Source organism: Ramlibacter sp., assembly GCF_035627355.1.
In the GTDB taxonomy this organism is placed as follows: Bacteria; Pseudomonadota; Gammaproteobacteria; order Burkholderiales; family Burkholderiaceae_C; genus Ramlibacter.
The window spans coordinates 22,789-41,986 of sequence record NZ_DASPLW010000003.1 but is presented as its reverse complement, the minus strand read 5'-3'; the positions used below and the strand labels follow the sequence as shown (position 1 = coordinate 41,986).

The following is a 19,198-nucleotide window of genomic DNA, read 5'->3' as shown; positions in this document are numbered from 1 at the left end:
TAGTCTTCATGAACGATTCGCCGCCGCTTCCCTCGGGCCCGCTGAAGGTCTATGCCGCCTGCGCGAAGTGGTTCCTGTGGCTCCTGGCAGCCGCCTGGCTGCTGCTGGCGCTGGGCCTGGGCGCCCTGCACGCGTGGATTGTGCCGCGAATCGGCGAAATGCGCCCCGCGCTGGAAGCCCAGGCCTCTCGCGTGCTGGGGGTTCCGGTCCGCATCGGTGCGCTGAGCGCCGGGCCGGGCAGACTGGTGCCGTCGCTGCAGCTCGAATCGGTGGTGCTGCTCGACGCGCAGGGACGCGAGGCGCTTCGCCTGCCGCGCGTGGTGGCGGCACTGTCGCCGCGCTCGCTATGGAACCTGGGATTCGACCAGCTGTACATCGAGCGGCCGGTGCTGGAGGTGCGCCGATCCGCCGACGGCCATGTCTGGGTCGCGGGGCTGGATCTCTCGAGTGCTGCCGGCGCCGAGCCCGGCGGTGGCGGCAACGCCGCCGACTGGGTGTTCCGCCAGGGCGAGCTGGTGGTGCGCGGCGGCACCCTGCACTGGACCGACGAGATGCGCGGCGCGCCGCCGCTGGAGCTGGCCGGGGTCGACGTGGTGGTGCGCAACAGCGGCCGGCGCCACGCACTGCGGCTGGACGCGACGCCGCCGGCGCCCTGGGGCGAGCGCTTCACCGTGCAGGGCATCTTCCGGCATCCGCTGCTGTCCACCCATCCGGGCCGCTGGCAGGCGTGGGACGGGCAGCTCCATGCGGACCTGCGCCGGGTCGACCTCGGCGAACTGCGCCGCCACGTGCCGCCGCTGGGCGTCGAGCTGCACGGCGGCCATGGCGCGGTGCGCGCCTGGGTCGACGTGGCCGACGGCCAGGTCACCGGCGGCGCGCTGGACGTGGCTGCCGCCGGCGTGTCCACCACGCTGGGCCCCGGGCTGCAGCCGCTGGCGCTGGCCACGGTGGACGGGCGGCTCGCCGGCAAGCGGTCGGCCGACGGCTTCGAATTGCAGGCCCGCCAGCTGCAGTTCACCACGGCCGGGGGCCAGCATTGGCCAGCCGGCGACATCGCCGTGTCCTGGAGCGAGCCGGGCTCGCGCCGCGGCAGCGCCGGCGAACTGCGGGCCGACCGGCTGGACCTGGCGGTCCTGGGCCAGCTCGCCGGGCGCCTGCCGCTGGGCGGGAAGACCCACGCAGCGCTGGAACGCCACGCCCCGCAAGGCCTGGTCGAGGGCCTGCAGCTGCGCTGGCAGGGCGAGTGGCCGGCGCCGCGCAAGTACCAGGCCAAGGGCCGCATCGCCGGCCTGCACGTGAGCGCCCAGGCGGCGGCCGGCACGCCCGGCGTGCGCAATGCCGGCATCGAGTTCGACTTCGACGAGACCGGCGGCAAGGCCCGCGTCGCCGTCCATGCCGGGGCGCTGGAGCTGCCCGGCGTGTTCGAGGATCCGCTGCTGCCGCTCGATCGCCTGACGGCCGACGCGCAGTGGGAGATCAAGGGCGAGCGCATCCGCTTCAACGCCAGCAACCTGAAGTTCGCCAACGCCGACGCCCAGGGCGAAGGACAGGCGAGCTGGCGCACCGGCGACGACCCGGCGCACCGCTTCCCCGGCGTGCTGGACCTGCAGGCCAGCCTGTCGCATGCCAACGGCGCCCGCGTGTGGCGCTACCTGCCGCTGGGCGTGCCCAAGGAGGCGCGTGACTACGTGCGCGAGTCCGTGCTGCAGGCCCAGGTCACGGACGGCCGTTTCCGCGTACGGGGCGACCTGCGCGGCTTCCCCTTCGACCACGCGCCGGGCGAGTTCCACGTCACCGGCCACGTGAAGAACGCGACCTACGCGTTCGTGCCGAAGAGCGTGGTCAAGGGCAACGGCCCGGCCTGGCCGGCGCTGGCGAAGCTGTCGGGCCGGCTGGTGTTCGATCGCGCCGGCATGCGGGTGGAGGACGCGAGCGGGGTGTTCACCAATGCGCCCAACCTGCGCGTGAAGGCGACGGCCGAGATCCCCGACCTGTCCGACACCACGGTGGGCGTCACCGGCGAGGTCAAGGGCCCGCTGGCCGAGGCGCTGGGGCTGGTGCAGCGCTCGCCGCTGGCGGCGCTCACCCAGGACGCCATGTCGCAGGCCACCGGCACCGGCCCGGCCGACGTGAAGCTGCGGCTGTCGCTGCCGATCGCCCGCATCGAGCGCAGCAAGGTGCAGGGCACCGTCACCCTGGCCGGCAACGACGTGCAGATGACGCCCGAGAGCCCGCTGCTGCAGCGCGCCCGCGGCGCCGTCACCTTCAGCGAGCGTGGCTTCGCGCTGGTGGGCACGCAGGCGCGCTCGCTCGGTGGCGACGTGCGCATCGAGGGCGGCAGCCGCAGCGGTGCGAACGAGCCGGCGGTCCTGATCCGCGCCCAGGGCACCGCCAGCGCCGACGGCCTGCGGCAGGCGCGGGAACTGGGTTTCGTCTCGCGGCTGGCGGCCCACGCCAGCGGCGCCTCGCCCTACTCGGTGACGCTGGCGTTCCGCCGTGGCGGCACGCCCGAACTGCTGGTCACCAGCAGCCTGCAGGGCCTGAAGCTGGACCTGCCGGCGCCGCTGGCCAAGCCGGTCGAGGCCGCGCTGCCCCTGCGCTACGAGACGGCGCTGCTGCGCGATGCGCCGGCCGGCGCGCTGCAGGACCGGTTGACGGTGGAGATCGGCCGGGTGGCCGCCATCCAGTACGTGCGCGACGTGGGCGCGAGCGAGCCGCAGGTGCTGCGCGGTTCCGTCGCCATCGGCCTGGCGCCGGGCGAGACCGCGGTGCTGCCGCCGCAGGGCGTCACGGCCAACGTGAGGCTGGGCGCCACCAGCGTCGACGCCTGGGAGCAGGTGCTGGGCGAAGCGCCCGCCCCCGCGCCTGCTGCGGCCCGTGCCGCCCCGGCGGCGAGCGGCACCGGGGTAGCCCGTCCGGAGCGCGGCCCGTCGGCGGCCCAGGGCTACCTGCCGACGCTGATCGCGCTGCGGGCCAGCCAGCTGACGGTGGAGGGGCGCACGCTGCACAACGTGGTGGTCGGTGGCTCGCGCGAGGGCCTGGTCTGGCGCGGCAACGTGGACGCCGACGAGCTGAGCGGCTACGTGGAGTACCGCCAGCCGGCGGGCAACGGCGCGGGCCGGCTGCATGCGCGGCTGGCCCGGGCCTCCATCGCGGCGGCGCAGGCCAGCGCGGTCGAGGCCGCCCTGCTGGGCAGCCAGGCCACCTCCAGCATCCCGGCGCTGGACGTCGTGGTCGACGACTTCGAGCTGCGCGGGCGCAAGCTGGGCCGGCTGGAGATCGAGGCCATCAACCGCGGCGGCGGTGCCGTGGTCCGTGAAGGCGGCGTGCGCGAGTGGCGGCTCAACAAGCTCTCGCTGGCCATGCCGGAAGCGGAGTTCAACGCCACCGGCAACTGGGCCGAGATCAACGCCCAGGCCGCGGCGCCGGGCGGGCCGCGGCCGCCGCGGGTGCCGCCAGAGCGCCGGCGCACGGTCATGAACTTCAAGCTCGACATCCGCGACGCCGGCCAGCTGCTGGCGCGCTTCGGGATGAAGGACGTGGTGCGGCGCGGCGACGGCCGCATGGAAGGCCAGGTCGCCTGGGTCGGCTCGCCGATGGACCTCGACTACCCCTCGCTGCAGGGCACCTTCCACGTGGACGTGCGCGGCGGGCAGTTCCTCAAGGCCGACCCGGGCCTGGCCAAGCTGCTGGGCGTGCTCAGCCTGCAGGCGCTGCCGCGGCGGCTGGCGCTGGACTTCCGCGACGTCTTCAGCCAGGGCTTCTCGTTCGATTTCCTGCGCGGCGACATCACCATCCAGCAGGGCGTGGCGGCCACCAACAACCTGCAGATGAAGGGCACCAGCGCCGCGGTGCTGATGGAAGGCAAGGCCGACCTGGCGCGCGAGACCCAGGACATCCGGGTGGTGGTGGTGCCGGAGATCAACGCCGGCACGGCCTCGCTGGTGGCGGCGGCGATCAACCCGGCGATCGGCATCGGCACCTTCCTGGCGCAGGTGTTCCTGCGCGAGCCGCTGGCGCGCGCCGCCACGCAGCAGTTCCACATCGACGGCAGCTGGACCGACCCGCGCGTGACCAAGCTGTCGCGCCAGGCCGCCGCGGCCGAGTCCGGCGCGCCGGCGGCGCGCCCCGCAGACCCGAAGGAGGCCAGCCGATGAAAGTCGCCGCAGTCCAGATGGTGTCCGGCACCCGGCTGGACGACAACCTCGCCGCCGCCAGCCGCCTGATCGGCCAGGCGGCCGCGCAGGGCTGCGAGCTGGTGGTCCTGCCGGAGTACTTCTGCCTGATGGGGCACCAGGAGACCGACAAGCTCGCCTTCCGCGAGAACCCCGGCGAGGGGCCGATCCAGGCCTTCCTGGCCCAGGCCGCGCGCGAGCACGGGCTGTGGCTGGTCGGCGGCACGCTGCCGCTGGTGGCGGGCGACGAGCGCCACGTGCGCAACACCAGCCTGGCCTTCTCGCCGGCCGGCGAGTGCGTGGCGCGCTACGACAAGATCCACCTGTTCTGGTTCGACAACGGCCAGATCCGCTTCGAGGAGGCGCGCGTGATCGAGCCCGGGCGCCAGCCGGTGGCGTTCGAGCTGCGGGCCCGCGACGGCGAGGCCTGGCGGGTGGGGATGTCGGTCTGCTACGACCTGCGATTCCCCGAGCTGTACCGCGCCCTGCGCGCCGACCTGCTGCTGGTGCCCAGCGCCTTCACCTTCGTGACCGGCCAGGCCCACTGGGGGGCGCTGCTGCGCGCCCGTGCCATCGAGAACCTGGCCTGGGTGGTGGCGCCGGCCCAGGGCGGCCGGCACGAGAACGGTCGCCGCACCTGGGGCCACAGCATGGTGGTCGACGCCTGGGGCCAGGTGGCGGCCTGCCGCGCCGACGAGGGCGAAGGCCTGGTGGTGGCCGAGCTCGATGGCGAGCGGCTGCGCGCCTGGCGCCGCCAGTTGCCGGCGCTGGAGCACCGGGTGCTATGAACGAACCGGTGGGCGCCGGCCCGGCGCCGGCGCCGCGCGGCGCCGGCAGCCTGCCGCGCTGGGGCCTGTGGGCGCTGCTGGTCGCGCTGGTGGCGGTGCTGCTCAGCACCCTGGTCTGGCTGGCCGGCCGCTACGAGGTCTCGCAGCTGCAGTCGCGGCTGGAGCGCGACGCCGCCGAGGCGGTCGGCGACCTGCGCTCGGGCCTGACCCGCAATGTGCAGTCGCTGCAGGCCCTGCAGGCCGGCACTCCCTCTCCCGACCGCTGGGTGCGCGACGCGCAGCAGCTGCTGCACGAGCGCCGCGAGCTGCTGCGCATCGAATGGCGGGACGAGCAGCTGGGCGTGCTGGCGCACGCGGAGACGCCGTTCCGTGCGCCGGTGTTCGCCCGCATCGACCGCCCGTCCGCGCAGCAGCACGTGGCCCTGGCCTGCGCCAATGCGCGCCGCGTCAGCGGGCCCGGCTACGGCATCAGCTATTTCCTGCCGCAGCCCGACGGCCTGGGCCTGGAAGTGATGGAGCTGTGCCTGCCGCTGGCCAGCGGCGGCGAGCCGGCCGGCTACGTGGTCGCGACCTACGCGCTGGGCGAGATGCTGTCGTCGCTGGTCGGGGCGCCGCTGACGCGCGGCCAGGACGTGTCCTTCACCGAGGCCGACGGCACCCGGCTGGCGGTGCACGGCGGCACGCGCCGCGGCACCCGCGTGTTCACGGCGCAGCAGCTGCTGGACCTGCCCGGCAACACGCTGGTGCTGCGCATGGACAGCTGGCGCGCCGAGCCGGACCTGTTCCCCAACGTGCTGACCGCGCTGGTGACGGCGATGTCGATCGCGCTGCTGTCGGTGCTGTTCCTGCTGGGCAAGGACATGCGCAAGCGCTTCCAGGCCGAGAACGACCTGGCCGACGCCCTGGCCTTTCGCAAGGCGATGGAGGACTCGTTGGTCACCGGGCTGCGAGCGCGCGACCTGGCCGGGCGCATCACCTACGTGAACCCCGCGTTCTGCTCGATGGTGGGCTTTTCCGCCGAGGAGCTGCTGGGGCACGGCACGCCGGCGCCCTACTGGCCGCCCGAGCGGGCCGGCGAGTACCAGCAGCGGCAGGAGGTGCGGCTGGCCGGCCGCCACGTGCCGCCGCGCGAAGGCTTCGAGTCGGTGTTCATGCGCAAGGACGGCTCGCGCTTCCCGGTGCTGATCATCGAGGCGCCCCTGATCAACGCCCACGGCGTGCAGACCGGCTGGATGAGCGCCTTCCTGGACATCAGCGAGCAGCGCCGGGTCGAGGAGCTCTCGCGTGCCAGCCAGGAGCGGCTGCAGGCGACCGCCCGCCTGGCCACGGTGGGCGAGATGGCCTCGCTGCTGTCGCACGAGCTGAACCAGCCGCTGGCGGCGATCGCCAGCTATGCCAACGGCTCGCTCAACCTGCTGGCGCACGGCGCGGCGTCGACCGGGCCGGCGCACGGCGACCTGCAGCTGGCGCTGCGGCGCATCGCCGAACAGGCCGAGCGCGCCGGCAAGGTGATCAAGAGCGTGCACGACTTCATCCGCCGGCGCGAGCAGGCGCGCGAGCCGGTGGCCCCGCGCGACCTGCTGGACGCGGTGCTGCCGCTGGTCGCGCTGCAGGCGCGCAAGCTGGGCGTGCGGGTGGACACGCGCATCGAACCCGGCCTGCCGCCGGTGCTGTGCGACCGCACCATGGTCGAACAGGTGCTGCTGAACCTGGCGCGCAATGCCATGCAGGCCATGGACGAGGCCGGCGTGGCGCACCCCTCGCTGCAGTTGCAGGTGCGCCGTGCGGAAGCCAATGCGGGCTCGGCGGCCGTCACCGGCTGGCTCGAGTTCTCGGTGGCCGACCAGGGGCCCGGCATCCCGGACGAGGTGCGCGAGCGCCTCTTCACGCCCTTCTTCACCACCAAGGCCGAAGGCATGGGCCTGGGCCTGTCCCTGTGCCGCACGGTGGTCGAACAGCATGGGGGATTCCTCGCCTTCGAGCCCAACCGGCCGCGCGGTACGATTTTCCGGTTCACCCTGCCCACCGGCGCCGCCGAGACCGCTTCCGCGCCGGCGGCTGCCGCCACCACCACCGCCGCCTGAATGCAGCCCGCTCCCGATGCCACCGTGTTCATCGTCGACGACGACGAGAGCGTGCGCGAGGCGCTCGGCTGGCTGCTGCGCACGCGCCAGCTCGCCAGCGAGCGCTACGCCGCGGCCGAGGAGTTCGAGGACCTGCTGGCGCGCGGCTTCGTGCCCTCGCACCCCTGCTGCCTGCTGCTGGACGTGCGCATGCCGGGCATGAGCGGGCTGGCGCTGTTCGACCGCATGGCCGAGCGGGGGCTGGTCGACGTGCTGCCGGTGATCTTCCTCACCGGCCATGCCGACGTGCCGACCGCGGTCGCGATGGTCAAGCGCGGCGCCTTCGACTTCTGCGAGAAACCGTTCTCCGACAACGCGCTGGTGGACCGGGTCGAGCAGGCGCTGGAGCGCTCGGCCCAGGTGCTGGCGCAGCGCCGCGAGCACAGCCGGCTGGCGGCGCGGCTGGCGGAGCTGACCGACCGCGAGCGCGACGTCATGCACCTGGTGGCGCGCGGCCTGCCCAACAAGCTGATCGCCGACCAGCTCGCCATCAGCGTGCGCACGGTGGAAGTGCACCGCTCCCGGGTGTTCGACAAGATGGACGTGAAGTCGGCCGTGGAGCTGGCCAACCTGCTGCGGGATGCGCCCGCGTCCTGAGCCGGCTAGCCCTTGGGCGGCGGTTGCTCGTCCTCGTCGCGCGGCGGCTCGCCCTTGGGCCGGCCGGAGAACATGGTCCACCACACGATCAGCACCAGCGCCGCGAGCGCCAGCAGGGCTTCCAGCAGAATCAGCAGCATGAGACGAGCCTGGACACTGGCGGCGATTGTAGGAATGCTGGCCGGCTGCGCTTCCGTGCCGCTGCCGGAGGAGCCGCCGCCGGCCCCGTCGACGCCGGTGCCGGCGGCCGCCGAACCGGTCCCGGCCACGCCCCTGCTGCAGGGCAAGAGCCGCTGGCAGCCGGTGCCCTGGAGCGAGCTGCCCGGGTTCGACCAGGATGCGCTGCACGAGGCCTGGAACGCCTGGCTGCGCAGCTGCGAGCGCCCGCCGGCCGCCTTCGTCCCGCTGTGCCCGCAGGTGCGGCAGCTCTCCATCGCCAGCGCCGAGGAACAGCGCGCGTGGATGCGCCAGCGGCTGCAGCCGTACCGGATCGAGTCGCTGCAGGGGCCGGCGGAAGGGCTGCTCACCGCCTACTACGAGCCGTTGCTGGAGGCCTCGCGCGTGCCCACGGCGCGCCACACCGTGCCCCTGTACCGGCCGCCCGCCACCCTGTCGGCACGCCGGCCCTGGTACACGCGGCAGGAGATCGACACCCTGCCGGAGGCCAGGGCGCAGTTGCGCGGGCGCGAGATCGCCTGGCTGGCGGATCCGCTCGACGCGCTGATGCTGCAGATCCAGGGCTCGGGCCGGGTCCGCCTGACCGAGGCCGACGGCAGCCAGCGGCTGGTGCGGCTGGCCTTCGCCGGCAGCAACGAGCAGCCGTACCGCAGCGTGGGCGGCTGGCTGCTGCAGCAGGGTGCGCTGCGCGACGCCTCCTGGCCCGGCATCAAGGCCTGGGCCCGCGACAACCCGCAGCGGCTGCAGGAGATGCTGTGGAGCAACCCGCGCACCGTGTTCTTCCGCGAGGAGCCGCTGGACGAACTGGATGCCGGCTTCGGCCCGCGCGGGGCGCAGGGCGTGGCGCTCACGCCCGGCCGCTCGATTGCGGTGGACAGGGACAGCATCCCGTACGGCACGCCGGTGTGGCTCGCCTCCAGCGGCCCGGCCGTGCAGTTGCAGCGCCTGGTGCTGGCGCAGGACACCGGCAGCGCCATCGTGGGCGCGGTGCGGGCCGACTGGTTCGCCGGCTGGGGCCCGGAGGCCGGCGAACTGGCCGGGCGTCTCAAGCAGCCGCTGCGGATGTGGGCGCTGTGGCCGCGCTGAGGCGCTCCTTGCACGGCACGCGCCCGGAACAGGCCCTCACTCCGCCCGCAGGTGCGCCAGCGGCCACGCGCTGCTGGCCTTCACCTCGCCCAGCGAGAAGCTGGTGTGCAGGTCCTTCACGTTGGGCAGGTTGATCAGCACCTTGCGGGCGAGCAGCGAGAAGGCGTCCAGGTCGCTCGAGACCACCTGCAGCTCGAAGGTGCCGGCGCCGCTGATGTAGTGGCAGGAGACGATCTCCGGGATCCGGCGGATCGCCTCCTCCATCTCGCGCGTGCGCTCGCCGGTGTTGCGGTCGGCGTCCAGCCGCACGAAGGCCAGCACGCCCAGGCCGATCTTCTGGCGGTCGATCTCGGCGTGGTAGCCCTTGATGTAGCCGGCCTGCTCCAGTGCCCGCACCCGGCGCCAGCAGGGCGCGGCCGACAGCCCCACGCGCTGGGCCAGTTCGGCATTGGTCAGGCGGGCGTCGGCCTGGAGTTGTTCCAGGATGCGGAGGTCGAACTTGTCGAGTCTTTCCATGTTTGCCCGTTTCGAGAAAGAAGCTTTCTCATCCTAGCCCCTCGCGGGCATCAAAAGCAAAGACATATCTGGCACCCCGGCCTACACTGTGCGGCTGGCCGACAGAGCAGGAGACAAGCGAGTGAACGCCCCATTGCCCGAACACATTCGCAAGGCGCTCGAGACCGTCACGCTGGACGACAAGTATTCGCTCGACTACGGGCGGGCCTTCATGAGCGGCGTGCAGGCACTGGTCAAGCTGCCCATGCTGCAGCGCCAGCGCGATGCCCTGGCCGGCAAGAACACCGCCGGCTTCATCAGTGGCTACCGCGGCTCGCCGCTGGGCGGCTACGACCAGGCGCTGTGGAAGGCCAGTTCCTTCCTGAAGGCGCAGAACATCGTGTTCCAGCCCGGCGTCAACGAGGAACTGGCGGCCACCGCCATCTGGGGCACCCAGCAACTGGGCTTCGCGCCCAGGGCGCCGCAGAAGTTCGACGGCGTGTTCGGCATCTGGTATGGCAAGGGCCCCGGCGTGGACCGCTGCTCGGACGTCTTCAAGCACGCCAACATGGCCGGCACCACGCCCTGGGGCGGGGTGATCGCGGTGGCCGGCGACGACCACGTCGCCAAGAGCTCCACCGCCGCCCACCAGAGCGACCACATCTTCAAGGCCTGCGGCCTGCCGGTGTTCTTCCCGACCACGGTGCAGGAGATCCTGGACCTGGGCGTGCACGCCTTCGCCATGAGCCGCTATTCGGGCGTGTGGACCGGCATGAAGACGATCCAGGAGATCGTCGAGTCCAGCGCCACCGCGATGATCGACCCCGAGCGGGTGCAGGTCCGCCTGCCGGAGGACTTCGCGATGCCGCCGGGCGGCGTGCACATCCGCTGGCCCGACACGGCGCTGGAGCAGGAGGCGCGCCTGTTCGACTACAAGTGGTACGCCGCGCTGGCCTATGTGCGCGCCAACCGCCTCAACTACAACGTGATCGAGGGCCCGAATGACCGCCTGGGCATCATCGCCAGCGGCAAGGCTTACAACGACACGCGCCAGGCGCTGGCCGACCTCGGTCTCGATGAGGACGAATGCCGGCGCCTGGGCATCCGGCTGCACAAGGTCACGGTGGTGTGGCCGCTGGAAGCGCAGACCGCGCGCGAGTTCGCCACCGGGCTGCGCGAGATCCTGGTGGTCGAGGAAAAGCGCCAGGTCATCGAGTACCAGCTCAAGGAGGAGCTGTACAACTGGCGCGACGACGTGCGGCCCAACGTGGTCGGCAAGTTCGACGAGGGCGAGGACGGCTTTGCCGGCGGCGAGTGGTCGCGCGCCAATCCCACGGCCAACACCCTGCTGCGCGCCAACGCCGACCTGACGCCGGCGCTGATCGCTCGCGCCATCGCGCGCCGGCTGCGCAAGCTCGGGCTGGACGCCAACACCAGCGTGCGCATCGACTCGAAGCTGGCGATCCTGGAGGCCAAGGAGCGCGCCATGCAGGTGCTGGAGGTCAAGGCCGACCGCCTGCCCTGGTTCTGCTCGGGCTGCCCGCACAACACCTCCACCGTGGTGCCCGAGGGCTCGCGCGCCATGGCCGGCATCGGCTGCCACTTCATGGCGACCTGGATGGACCGCTCCACCATCGGCTTCACCCAGATGGGCGGCGAGGGCGTGCCCTGGGTCGGCCAGCAGCCGTTCACCAACGAGCCGCACGTGTTCGCCAACCTGGGCGACGGCACCTACTTCCACAGCGGCCTGCTGGCGATCCGGCAGTCGATCGCGGCCGGCGTCAACATCACCTACAAGGTCCTCTACAACGATGCGGTCGCGATGACCGGCGGCCAGCAGGTGGGCGAGCGGCCGGAGGGCCACTCGGTGCTGCAGATCGCGCAGTCGCTGGTGGCCGAAGGCGTGAAGAAGCTGGTGGTGGTGACCGACCAGCCGGAGAAGTACACGGTGGCCAAGCTGCCGCCGGGCGTGGGCGTGGAGCACCGCGACGAGCTGGACCGGATCCAGCGCGAATTCCGCGAGATCCCCGGCTGCACCGCCATCGTCTACGACCAGACCTGCGCCACCGAGAAGCGGCGCCGCCGCAAGCGCGGCACCATGGTGGACCCGGCCGTGCGGGTGGTAATCAACGACCTGGTGTGCGAAGGCTGCGGCGACTGCAGCGTGCAGAGCAACTGCCTGTCGGTCGAGCCGCTGGAGACCGAGTTCGGGCGCAAGCGCACCATCAACCAGAGCACCTGCAACAAGGACACCAGCTGCCTCAAGGGCTTCTGCCCGAGCTTCGTCACCGTCGAGGGCGGAAAGCTCAAGGGCAAGGCCAAGACCAAGGTGGCGTCGCCGTACGAGCTCGGCGAACTGCCCGAACCCGCGCTGCCGCCGCTGCAGGCCCCCTGGGGCATCGTGGTGGCCGGCGTCGGCGGCACCGGCGTCATCACCATCGGCCAGCTGCTGGGCATGGCGGCCCACATCGAGGGCAAGGGCATCGTCACGCAGGATGCCGCCGGGCTGGCGCAGAAGGGCGGCGCAACCTGGAGCCACGTGCTGATAGGCAACCGGCCCGAGGACATCCACACCACCCGCGTCGGCATGGCCGCGGCCGACCTGGTCATCGGCTGCGACCCGATCGTCACCGCCGGCAAGGAAACCGTGCTGCGCATGCGCCAGGGCCGTACCCACGTCGCGCTGAACTCGCACAGCACGCCGACGGCCGCGTTCGTCAAGAACGCCGGCTGGGTCAACCCAGCCGATGCCTGCGTCGCCGAGATCGGCAAGGCGGTGGACGGCGAGCGCCTGGGCGCCTTCAATGCCGACGCGGCCGCCACCAAGCTGATGGGCGACAGCATCTACACCAACCCCATGATGCTGGGCTACGCATGGCAGAAGGGCTGGATCCCGCTCGGCCGCGAGTCGCTGCTGCGCGCGATCGAGCTCAATGGCGTGCAGGTGGACAACAACAAGGCGGCCTTCGAGTGGGGCCGGCGTGCCGCGCACGACCCGGCGCAGGTGCAGGACCTGCTGGCGCCGGCCCAGGTGATCCAGTTCAAGAAGCGCGAATCGCTGGAGACGCTGGTGGCGCGCCGGGTCGAGTTCCTCACCAGCTACCAGAACGCCGCCTATGCGGCCGAGTACCAGGCCTTCGTCGAGAAGGTCCGCGCGGCCGAGGCGCCGCTGGGCAGGACGGCGCTGGCCGAGACGGTGGCGCGCTACCTGTTCAAGCTGATGGCCTACAAGGACGAGTACGAGGTGGCGCGGCTGCACACCGAGACCGGCTTCCAGGAGCGCATCGCGGCCCAGTTCGAGGGCGACTACAAGGTGAACTTCCACCTGGCGCCGCCGCTGCTGGCCAAGCGGAACGCCAAGGGCGAACTGGTCAAGCGCAAGTACGGGCCCGGCATGCTGCTGGGGTTCAAGGTGCTGGCGCGGCTCAAGGGCCTGCGCGGCACGCCGCTGGACGTCTTCGGCCGCACCGAGGAGCGCCGCACGGAGCGGGCCCTGATCGGCGAGTACCGCCGCAGCGTCGAGCAGCTGCTGGCCGGTCTGGACGCGGGCAACCACGGGCTGGCGCTGGAGATCGCCGCGATCCCGGACCAGATCCGCGGCTTCGGCCACGTCAAGGAGCGCAACCTCGTCGCGGCCCGCCAGCGCTGGGACGAGCTGATGCAGCGCTGGCAGCAGCCCGCGACCGGGCAGCGCGCCGCCTGAGGGGCGGCCCGACCCCGCCAGAGGGGCGGCAGCGCACCCCGACTTACAATCCCGTGCTTGCGCACCCGGGCGCAGCCGCCCCGCTGCGTGCCCGGGTTCCGTGTTCGCCAACAACGGCAATTTCCGCTGGAGCCCCCGTGTTCATTTCTTCCGCCTTTGCCCAGACCGCGCCGGCCGCCGGCGGCGACATGCAGTCGTCGCTCATGAGCATGCTGCCGCTGGTGCTGATGTTCGTGGTGCTGTATTTCGTGATGATCCGGCCGCAGATGAAGCGCCAGAAGGAGCATCGCGCCATGATCGAAGCGCTGGCCAAGGGCGACGAGGTCGCCACCGCCGGCGGCGTGCTGGGCCGCGTCACCCGCCTGGGCGACACCTACATCGGCGTCGAAGTCGCCAACGGCGTCGAGATCCAGCTGCAGCGCAGCGCCGTGGTGCAGGTCCTGCCGAAGGGCACCCTGAAGTAAAGGCCGCGCCGGCGGCACGCGGCGGGGGAACTCCCGGTTCGCGGGCCGCTCAAGGTTCAGGCTAGACCATGAACAGATACCCACTCTGGAAGTACGCGATCCTGCTGGTCGCGTTCGTGGTGGGGGTGCTCTACACCCTGCCCAATTTCTTCGGCGAGGCGCCTGCGGTGCAGGTGACCTCGGGCAAGGCCACCGTCAAGGTCGATGCCTCGACCCTGGCCAAGGTGGAGCAGGCCCTGTCCGCCGCCGGCATCCGGCCGGAGGCCATCACCCAGGACGTCAATTCAATCAAGGTGCGGCTGGACAGCACCGACACCCAGCTGAAGGCGCGCGACGCCATCCAGCACGCGCTGGTACCCAACCCCGACGACGCGCCCTACGTGGTGGCGCTGAACCTGCTGTCGGAGTCGCCGCAGTGGCTGTCGGCGATCGGCGCCGCGCCCATGTACCTGGGCCTGGACCTGCGCGGCGGCGTGCACTTCATGCTGCAGGTCGACATGCAGGCGGCGCTGACCCAGCGCACCGAGTCCTTCGCCGGCGACCTGCGCACCCAGCTGCGCGAGGCCGGCGTGCGCCACAGCGGCATCAGCCGCAACGGGCAGCAGATCGAGGTGCGGCTGCGCGACCAGGCGACCCTGGCCGCGGCGCGGCGCGTGCTGCAGGACCAGTTCCAGGACCTGCAGGCCACCGAATCGCAGGAGGGCGACGCCTGGAAGCTGGTCGCCACCATCAAGCCCGAGTCCGCGCGCCGGATCCAGGAGCAGGCGCTCAAGCAGAACATGATGACCCTGCACAACCGGATCAACGAGCTGGGCGTGGCCGAGCCGGTGATCCAGCAGCAGGGGCTGGACCGCATCGTGGTGCAGCTGCCGGGCGTGCAGGACACCGCGCGCGCCAAGAACATCCTGGGCCGCACCGCCACGCTGGAGATGCGGCTGGTGGACGAGAGCTCCGAGGCCCGCGCCGCCGAACTGGGCACCGGCCCGGTGCCGTTCGGCTCGGAGCGCTACCTCGAGCGCGACGGCCGGCCGGTGATCGTCAAGAAGCAGGTGATCCTGACCGGCGACAGCCTGACCGACGCCCAGCCCGGCTTCGACCAGCAGACCCAGCAACCCAAGGTGGACCTGACGGTGGACGCCAAGGGCGGCCGCATCATGCGCGACACCAGCCGCGAGAACCTGAAGAAGCGCATGGCCATCCTGCTCTTCGAGAAGGGCAAGGGCGAGGTGCTGACGGCCCCGGTGATCCAGGGCGAGCTGGGCACGCGCTTCCAGATCTCCGGCAGCATGACCGTCAACGAGGCCAACGACCTGGCGCTGCTGCTGCGCGCCGGCTCGCTGGCGGCGCCGATGGAGATCATCGAGGAGCTGACCATCGGCCCCAGCCTGGGCGCCGAGAACATCACCAAGGGCTTCCACAGCGTGGCCTGGGGCTTTGCCGCCATCGTGGCCTTCATGGGCGCGTACTACATGCTGTTCGGGCTGATCTCCGGCATCTCGCTGGCGGTCAACCTGCTGCTGCTGGTGGCCATCCTGTCCATGCTGCAGGCCACCCTCACCCTGCCCGGCATGGCGGCCATGGCGCTGACGCTGGGCATGGCGATCGACGCCAACGTGCTGGTCAACGAGCGGGTGCGGGAGGAACTGCGCGGCGGCGCCTCGCCGCAGGCTGCGATCCACTCCGGCTACGACCGCGCCTGGGCCACCATCCTGGACTCCAACGTCACCAGCCTGATCGCCGGCCTGGCGCTGCTGGCGTTCGGCTCCGGGCCGGTGCGCGGCTTCGCGGTGGTGCACTGCATCGGCATCCTGACTTCCATGTTCTCCGCGGTGTTCTTCTCGCGCGGCCTGGTGAACTTCTGGTACGGCCGGCGCAAGAAGCTCAAGTCGGTTTCCATCGGCACGGTCTGGCGTCCCGCCGCCGACGGCGCTATAACCCGGGCGGAGTAAGGCAGAGCCATGGAGTTCTTCAAGATCCACCGCGACTACCCGTTCATGCGGCATGCGCTGGTGTTCAACGTGATCTCCTTCCTCACGTTCGCGCTGGCGGTGTTCTTCCTGGTCACGCGGGGGCTGCACCTGTCGGTGGAATTCACCGGCGGCACCGTGATGCAGGTCAGCTACGCGCAGGCCGCCGACGTGGAGGGCGTGCGCAAGACGGTGGCCGACCTCGGCTACAACGACGTGCAGGTGCAGAACTTCGGCACGGCGCGCGACGTGATGATCCGGCTCCCGGCCCAGAAGGGCGTCAGCTCGGCCCAGCAGAGCGAGCAGGTCCTTGCGGCGCTCAAGACCGCCGAGCCTTCGGTGTCCCTGCTCCGGACCGAGTTCGTCGGGCCGCAGGTGGGCGAGGAGCTCGCCACCGACGGACTGAAGGCGCTGGCAATGGTGATCGCCGGCATCATCATCTACCTGGCGCTGCGGTTCGAATGGAAGTTCGCGGTGGCGGCCATCATCGCCAACCTGCACGACGTCGTCATCATCCTGGGCTTCTTCGCCTTCTTCCAGTGGGAGTTCTCGCTCTCGGTGCTGGCGGCCGTGCTGGCGGTGCTGGGCTATTCGGTCAACGAATCGGTGGTCATCTTCGACCGGATCCGCGAGGCCTTCCGGCGCTTCCGCAAGATGACCACCGAGCAGATCATCGACCACGGGATCACCGCCAACATCAGCCGCACCATCATTACGCACGGCTCGACCCAGGTGATGGTGCTGTCCATGCTGCTGTTCGGCGGCCCGACGCTGCACTACTTCGCCCTGGCACTGACGATCGGCATCCTGTTCGGGATCTACTCCTCGGTGTTCGTGGCTGCGGCCATCGCCATGTGGCTGGGCGTCAAGCGGGAGGACCTGGTCAAGTCCTCGCCGCGGAAGGAAGACCCGAACGACCCCAACGCGGGGGCGGTGGTCTGAGCCAGCGGTGATCCAGGCCCAGCCTTCCAGCCCCAGCAGCGTGGTCGCGCGGCAGGCGCGCGAGCATTTCGTCGCCCGGCTGGAAGGCTCGCTGCAGCCGCTGTCGGATGCGATCCGGGCCCGGTTGCTGGAGTTGATGGACAGCGCCGCCGGCAGCCGGGAGGCCCAGGACCGGCGCGACGCCATGCTGGAATTCGAGCAGCGGCGAAAGGACTGGACCACGGCCACCGCCAAGGCCTGGCGCAAGGCCCTGGTACCGCCCACGGCCACCGGCATCGCCCGCATGGAGGCGCTGGACCTGGCGCTGATCGGCGACGACGTGGTGGAGAACAAGATCGTCTCCTCGCGCCTGGCCATGGCCGTCGTGGAGAAGGCCACCTGGGAACTCAACGAGCTGAAGGTGCGCATGGAGCACCTGGACGGCGAGGAACTGGCCAGCCATGACGTGCTGCGCGCCGAGGCGGTGGCCCAGCTCACGGTGGAGCAGTGGACGGCGAGCGGGCTCGCGCGCACCACCTGGATCCTGGTGCACGAGCTGATCCACAAGCACATGACCGAGGTCATGCTGGCGGCCTACCGGTCGACCAACGAACTGCTGGTCGGCCGCGGCGTGCTGCCCGACATCGACCTGAGCGCCCGGGTCAAGCGCGGCGCGGCCACGCCCCCCGCTTCGCGCCCGGCTCCGACGGGTGCCGGCGGGGTGGGAGACAGTGCTGCTGGCGCGGTGCCCGGAGGCGGTGCAGGCGGTGGTGCCCCCGGCGCAGGTGCCGGCGGAACGGCCGGCGCGGGCGGATGGGGCGCGCATGAAGCGGGCGGTTCCGGTGGCCACGTTGGCGGCGGCGCATACGGCGGCAGCGGTGTTGGCGGCAGCGGCGGCCATGCCGGTGGGGGCGCAGGTAGCTTCGCTGGCGGCGCCACGGCGGGCTCACCCGGGGGAGCTACTGGCGGATACGCATCGGCTGGCGTCGCCGGCAGCGGTGCCGGTGGCAGCCCCGGCGGGGGTGCAGCGGGCCAAGCGGGCGGCGGTGGCGCGGCGGCGGGCGCCGGCTTTGCCGGCGAACCGGCTGGCGGCGGCCGCGCTGGCCCCGCATCGGCCTACGGCGGCCACACGCGCGGGCTGGGCGGCGCCGTCGCCGACGAAACGCGCATGATGACCTCCAGCACGCCGCTCGCCCGTGCGCGCATGCGCGCCACCGGCGTGATCGGCCAGCTCAAGCGCCTGCTCACCGAAAAGGCCGGCTTCGACCCGCGGGAGGCAGCCGCCGCGCCTTCGCCGGCCCTCACGGAGGCGATCGACCGGCATGCCAGCGCGGTCACGCGGCAGATCGATACCGGTGCCGGCGGAGACGACACGGTCGGCGAAGTGGTGGTCTACGACGACGCCGCCGTCGAGCGGGTCGCCCACGACCTGCGCCAGCGCACCGGCGAGCTCAAGAAGAAGGCGGCGACCACCGGCGAGAAGGCCACCATCGAGATCGTGGCGCTGATGTTCCAGAGCATCCTGTCCGAGGAGCGCATCCCGCCGGGCATCCGGGTCTGGTTCGCGCGGCTGCAGATGCCGGTGCTGCGGGTGGCGCTGGCCGAGCCGGAGTTCTTCGGCACCCTCGAACACCCGGCCCGGCTCCTGATCGACCGCATGGGGTCCTGCGTGCTCGGCTTCAATGCGGCGGCCATCGGCGGCAGCGCGCTGGAGATCGAGATCAAGCGCGTGGTGCAGGTGATCGAGCAGTACCCCGAGACCGGCCGCCGCGTGTTCCAGCTGGTCTACGACGAATTCCAGAAATTCCTCTCGAAGTTCCTGACCGAGAAGAGCGACACCCAGCGGCTGGTCAGCGTGGCGCAGCAGGTCGAGCAGAAGGAGGCGATGACGATCCAGTACACCATCGAGCTGCGCAAGATGCTGGCCGACGTGCCGGTGCGCGACGAGATCCGCGAGTTCCTGTTCAAGGTCTGGGCCGAGGTGCTGGCCGTGGCCGCCGTGCGGCAGGGGCCGCAGCACGCCGAGACGGTGGCGCTGAAGAAGTCGGCGGCCGACCTGGTGTGGTCCGCCAGCGCGAAGCCGAACAAGGCCGAGCGCGCCAAGGTGATCCAGGAACTGCCGGCGCTGCTGCAGCGGCTGCGCAAGGGCATGGCGCTGATGGGACTGGCCGCGGCGGACCAGGAAAAGCACATCAAGGTCATCAGCGACACGCTGGCCGACGCCTTCATGTCGCGGACCGAGGCGATCCCGCAGGCGCAGATCGATGCGATCGGCAAGCGGCTGGCGCATCTGGAGGACTTCGTCAGCGACGACCCCTCGGCCGACCTGCCGCTGGACCAGGAGGCGCTGGAGATGATGCTGGGCATCGACGCCTCCATGATCGAGGTGGTGGCCGACGGCGGCTCGCGCCCCAGCGACGCCATGCTGGCCTGGGCCGCGGAACTGCAGCGGGGCAGCTGGTTCACGCTGGACCACAACGGGCAGGTGCACCAGGTGCAGTACGTGTGGCGCAGCCAGCGCGGCCAGTTGCACCTGTTCGCGTCGGCCGAGGGCCGCAGCTTCCTGCTGCAGACGCGGCGCATGGCCTCCTACCTGCAGGCCGGCCTGTTGCTGCCCGCCGAGGAGGAGACGCTCACCGTGCGTGCCACGCGCGATGCGCTGGCGCGGCTGGACGCGAATCCGGAGCGGCTGCTGGCGTAGG

Annotated in this window: 12 protein-coding genes; 10 read left to right on the top strand and 2 right to left on the bottom strand. The window is 71.6% G+C overall.

The genetic code is table 11. The features are described from left to right. The first annotated feature begins 8 nt into the window (after window positions 1–8). Genes VEC03_RS00760 through VEC03_RS00745 form a run of 4 tightly spaced genes read left to right on the top strand, consistent with a single transcriptional unit; the run spans window position 9 to window position 7,683 of the window. On the top strand, window positions 9–4,157 hold the full coding sequence (locus tag VEC03_RS00760) for a YhdP family protein (protein ID WP_324912213.1): 4,149 nt from the start codon (window positions 9–11) through the stop codon (window positions 4,155–4,157). Then, a complete protein-coding gene (locus tag VEC03_RS00755) occupies window positions 4,154–4,963 on the top strand; it encodes a carbon-nitrogen hydrolase family protein (RefSeq protein ID WP_324912212.1) in 810 nt (269 codons plus the stop codon). Before VEC03_RS00760 ends, VEC03_RS00755 begins: the two co-directional genes overlap by 4 nt. Continuing rightward, window positions 4,960–7,047: a two-component system sensor histidine kinase NtrB gene (locus VEC03_RS00750; RefSeq protein ID WP_324912211.1), complete on the top strand. Its 2,088-nt coding sequence runs from the start codon at window positions 4,960–4,962 to the stop codon at window positions 7,045–7,047. The genes VEC03_RS00755 and VEC03_RS00750 overlap by 4 nt, the downstream gene beginning before the upstream one ends. Beyond that, a complete protein-coding gene (locus VEC03_RS00745; protein WP_324912210.1) occupies window positions 7,048–7,683 on the top strand; it encodes a response regulator transcription factor in 636 nt (211 codons plus the stop codon). Window positions 7,684–7,688: 5 nt separating this feature from the next. Here VEC03_RS00745 and VEC03_RS00740 read toward each other — a convergent pair whose 3' ends face one another. Next, the gene (locus tag VEC03_RS00740; protein ID WP_324912209.1) at window positions 7,689–7,823 is read right to left on the bottom strand and encodes a hypothetical protein; all 135 of its coding nucleotides are present in this window, start codon (window positions 7,821–7,823) and stop codon (window positions 7,689–7,691) included. Between VEC03_RS00740 and VEC03_RS00735 the strand changes: the two genes are divergently transcribed. Continuing rightward, entirely contained in the window at window positions 7,822–8,946 is a 1,125-nt protein-coding gene (locus tag VEC03_RS00735; protein WP_324912208.1) for a murein transglycosylase A, read from the top strand. The two genes, VEC03_RS00740 and VEC03_RS00735, sit on opposite strands and share 2 nt — an antisense overlap. A gap of 36 nt (window positions 8,947–8,982) precedes the next feature. On the opposite strand, the gene VEC03_RS00730 is transcribed toward VEC03_RS00735, so the two are convergent. After that, entirely contained in the window at window positions 8,983–9,462 is a 480-nt protein-coding gene (locus tag VEC03_RS00730; protein ID WP_324912207.1) for an Lrp/AsnC family transcriptional regulator, read from the bottom strand. A 121-nt stretch (window positions 9,463–9,583) separates the two neighbouring features. On the opposite strand from VEC03_RS00730, the gene VEC03_RS00725 reads away from it, so the two are divergent. From VEC03_RS00725 to VEC03_RS00705, 5 genes are all read left to right on the top strand, one after another. After that, window positions 9,584–13,144 carry an indolepyruvate ferredoxin oxidoreductase family protein gene (locus tag VEC03_RS00725; protein WP_324912206.1) on the top strand — a complete coding sequence of 1,187 codons (3,561 nt, stop codon included), beginning with the start codon at window positions 9,584–9,586 and terminating at the stop codon, window positions 13,142–13,144. 137 nt (window positions 13,145–13,281) lie between these two features. Then, window positions 13,282–13,608 (top strand): preprotein translocase subunit YajC, encoded by a 327-nt coding sequence (yajC, locus tag VEC03_RS00720; RefSeq protein ID WP_324912205.1) that lies wholly within the window; start codon window positions 13,282–13,284, stop codon window positions 13,606–13,608. A 68-nt stretch (window positions 13,609–13,676) separates the two neighbouring features. Beyond that, complete coding sequence (gene secD, locus VEC03_RS00715) at window positions 13,677–15,557, top strand: protein translocase subunit SecD (RefSeq protein ID WP_324912204.1); 1,881 nt, start codon at window positions 13,677–13,679, stop codon at window positions 15,555–15,557. Between the two features lie 9 nt (window positions 15,558–15,566). After that, the gene (gene secF / locus VEC03_RS00710; protein WP_324912203.1) at window positions 15,567–16,517 is read left to right on the top strand and encodes a protein translocase subunit SecF; all 951 of its coding nucleotides are present in this window, start codon (window positions 15,567–15,569) and stop codon (window positions 16,515–16,517) included. Window positions 16,518–16,524: 7 nt separating this feature from the next. Then, window positions 16,525–19,197: a DUF1631 family protein gene (locus VEC03_RS00705; RefSeq protein WP_324912202.1), complete on the top strand. Its 2,673-nt coding sequence runs from the start codon at window positions 16,525–16,527 to the stop codon at window positions 19,195–19,197. Window position 19,198 lies beyond the last annotated feature (1 nt).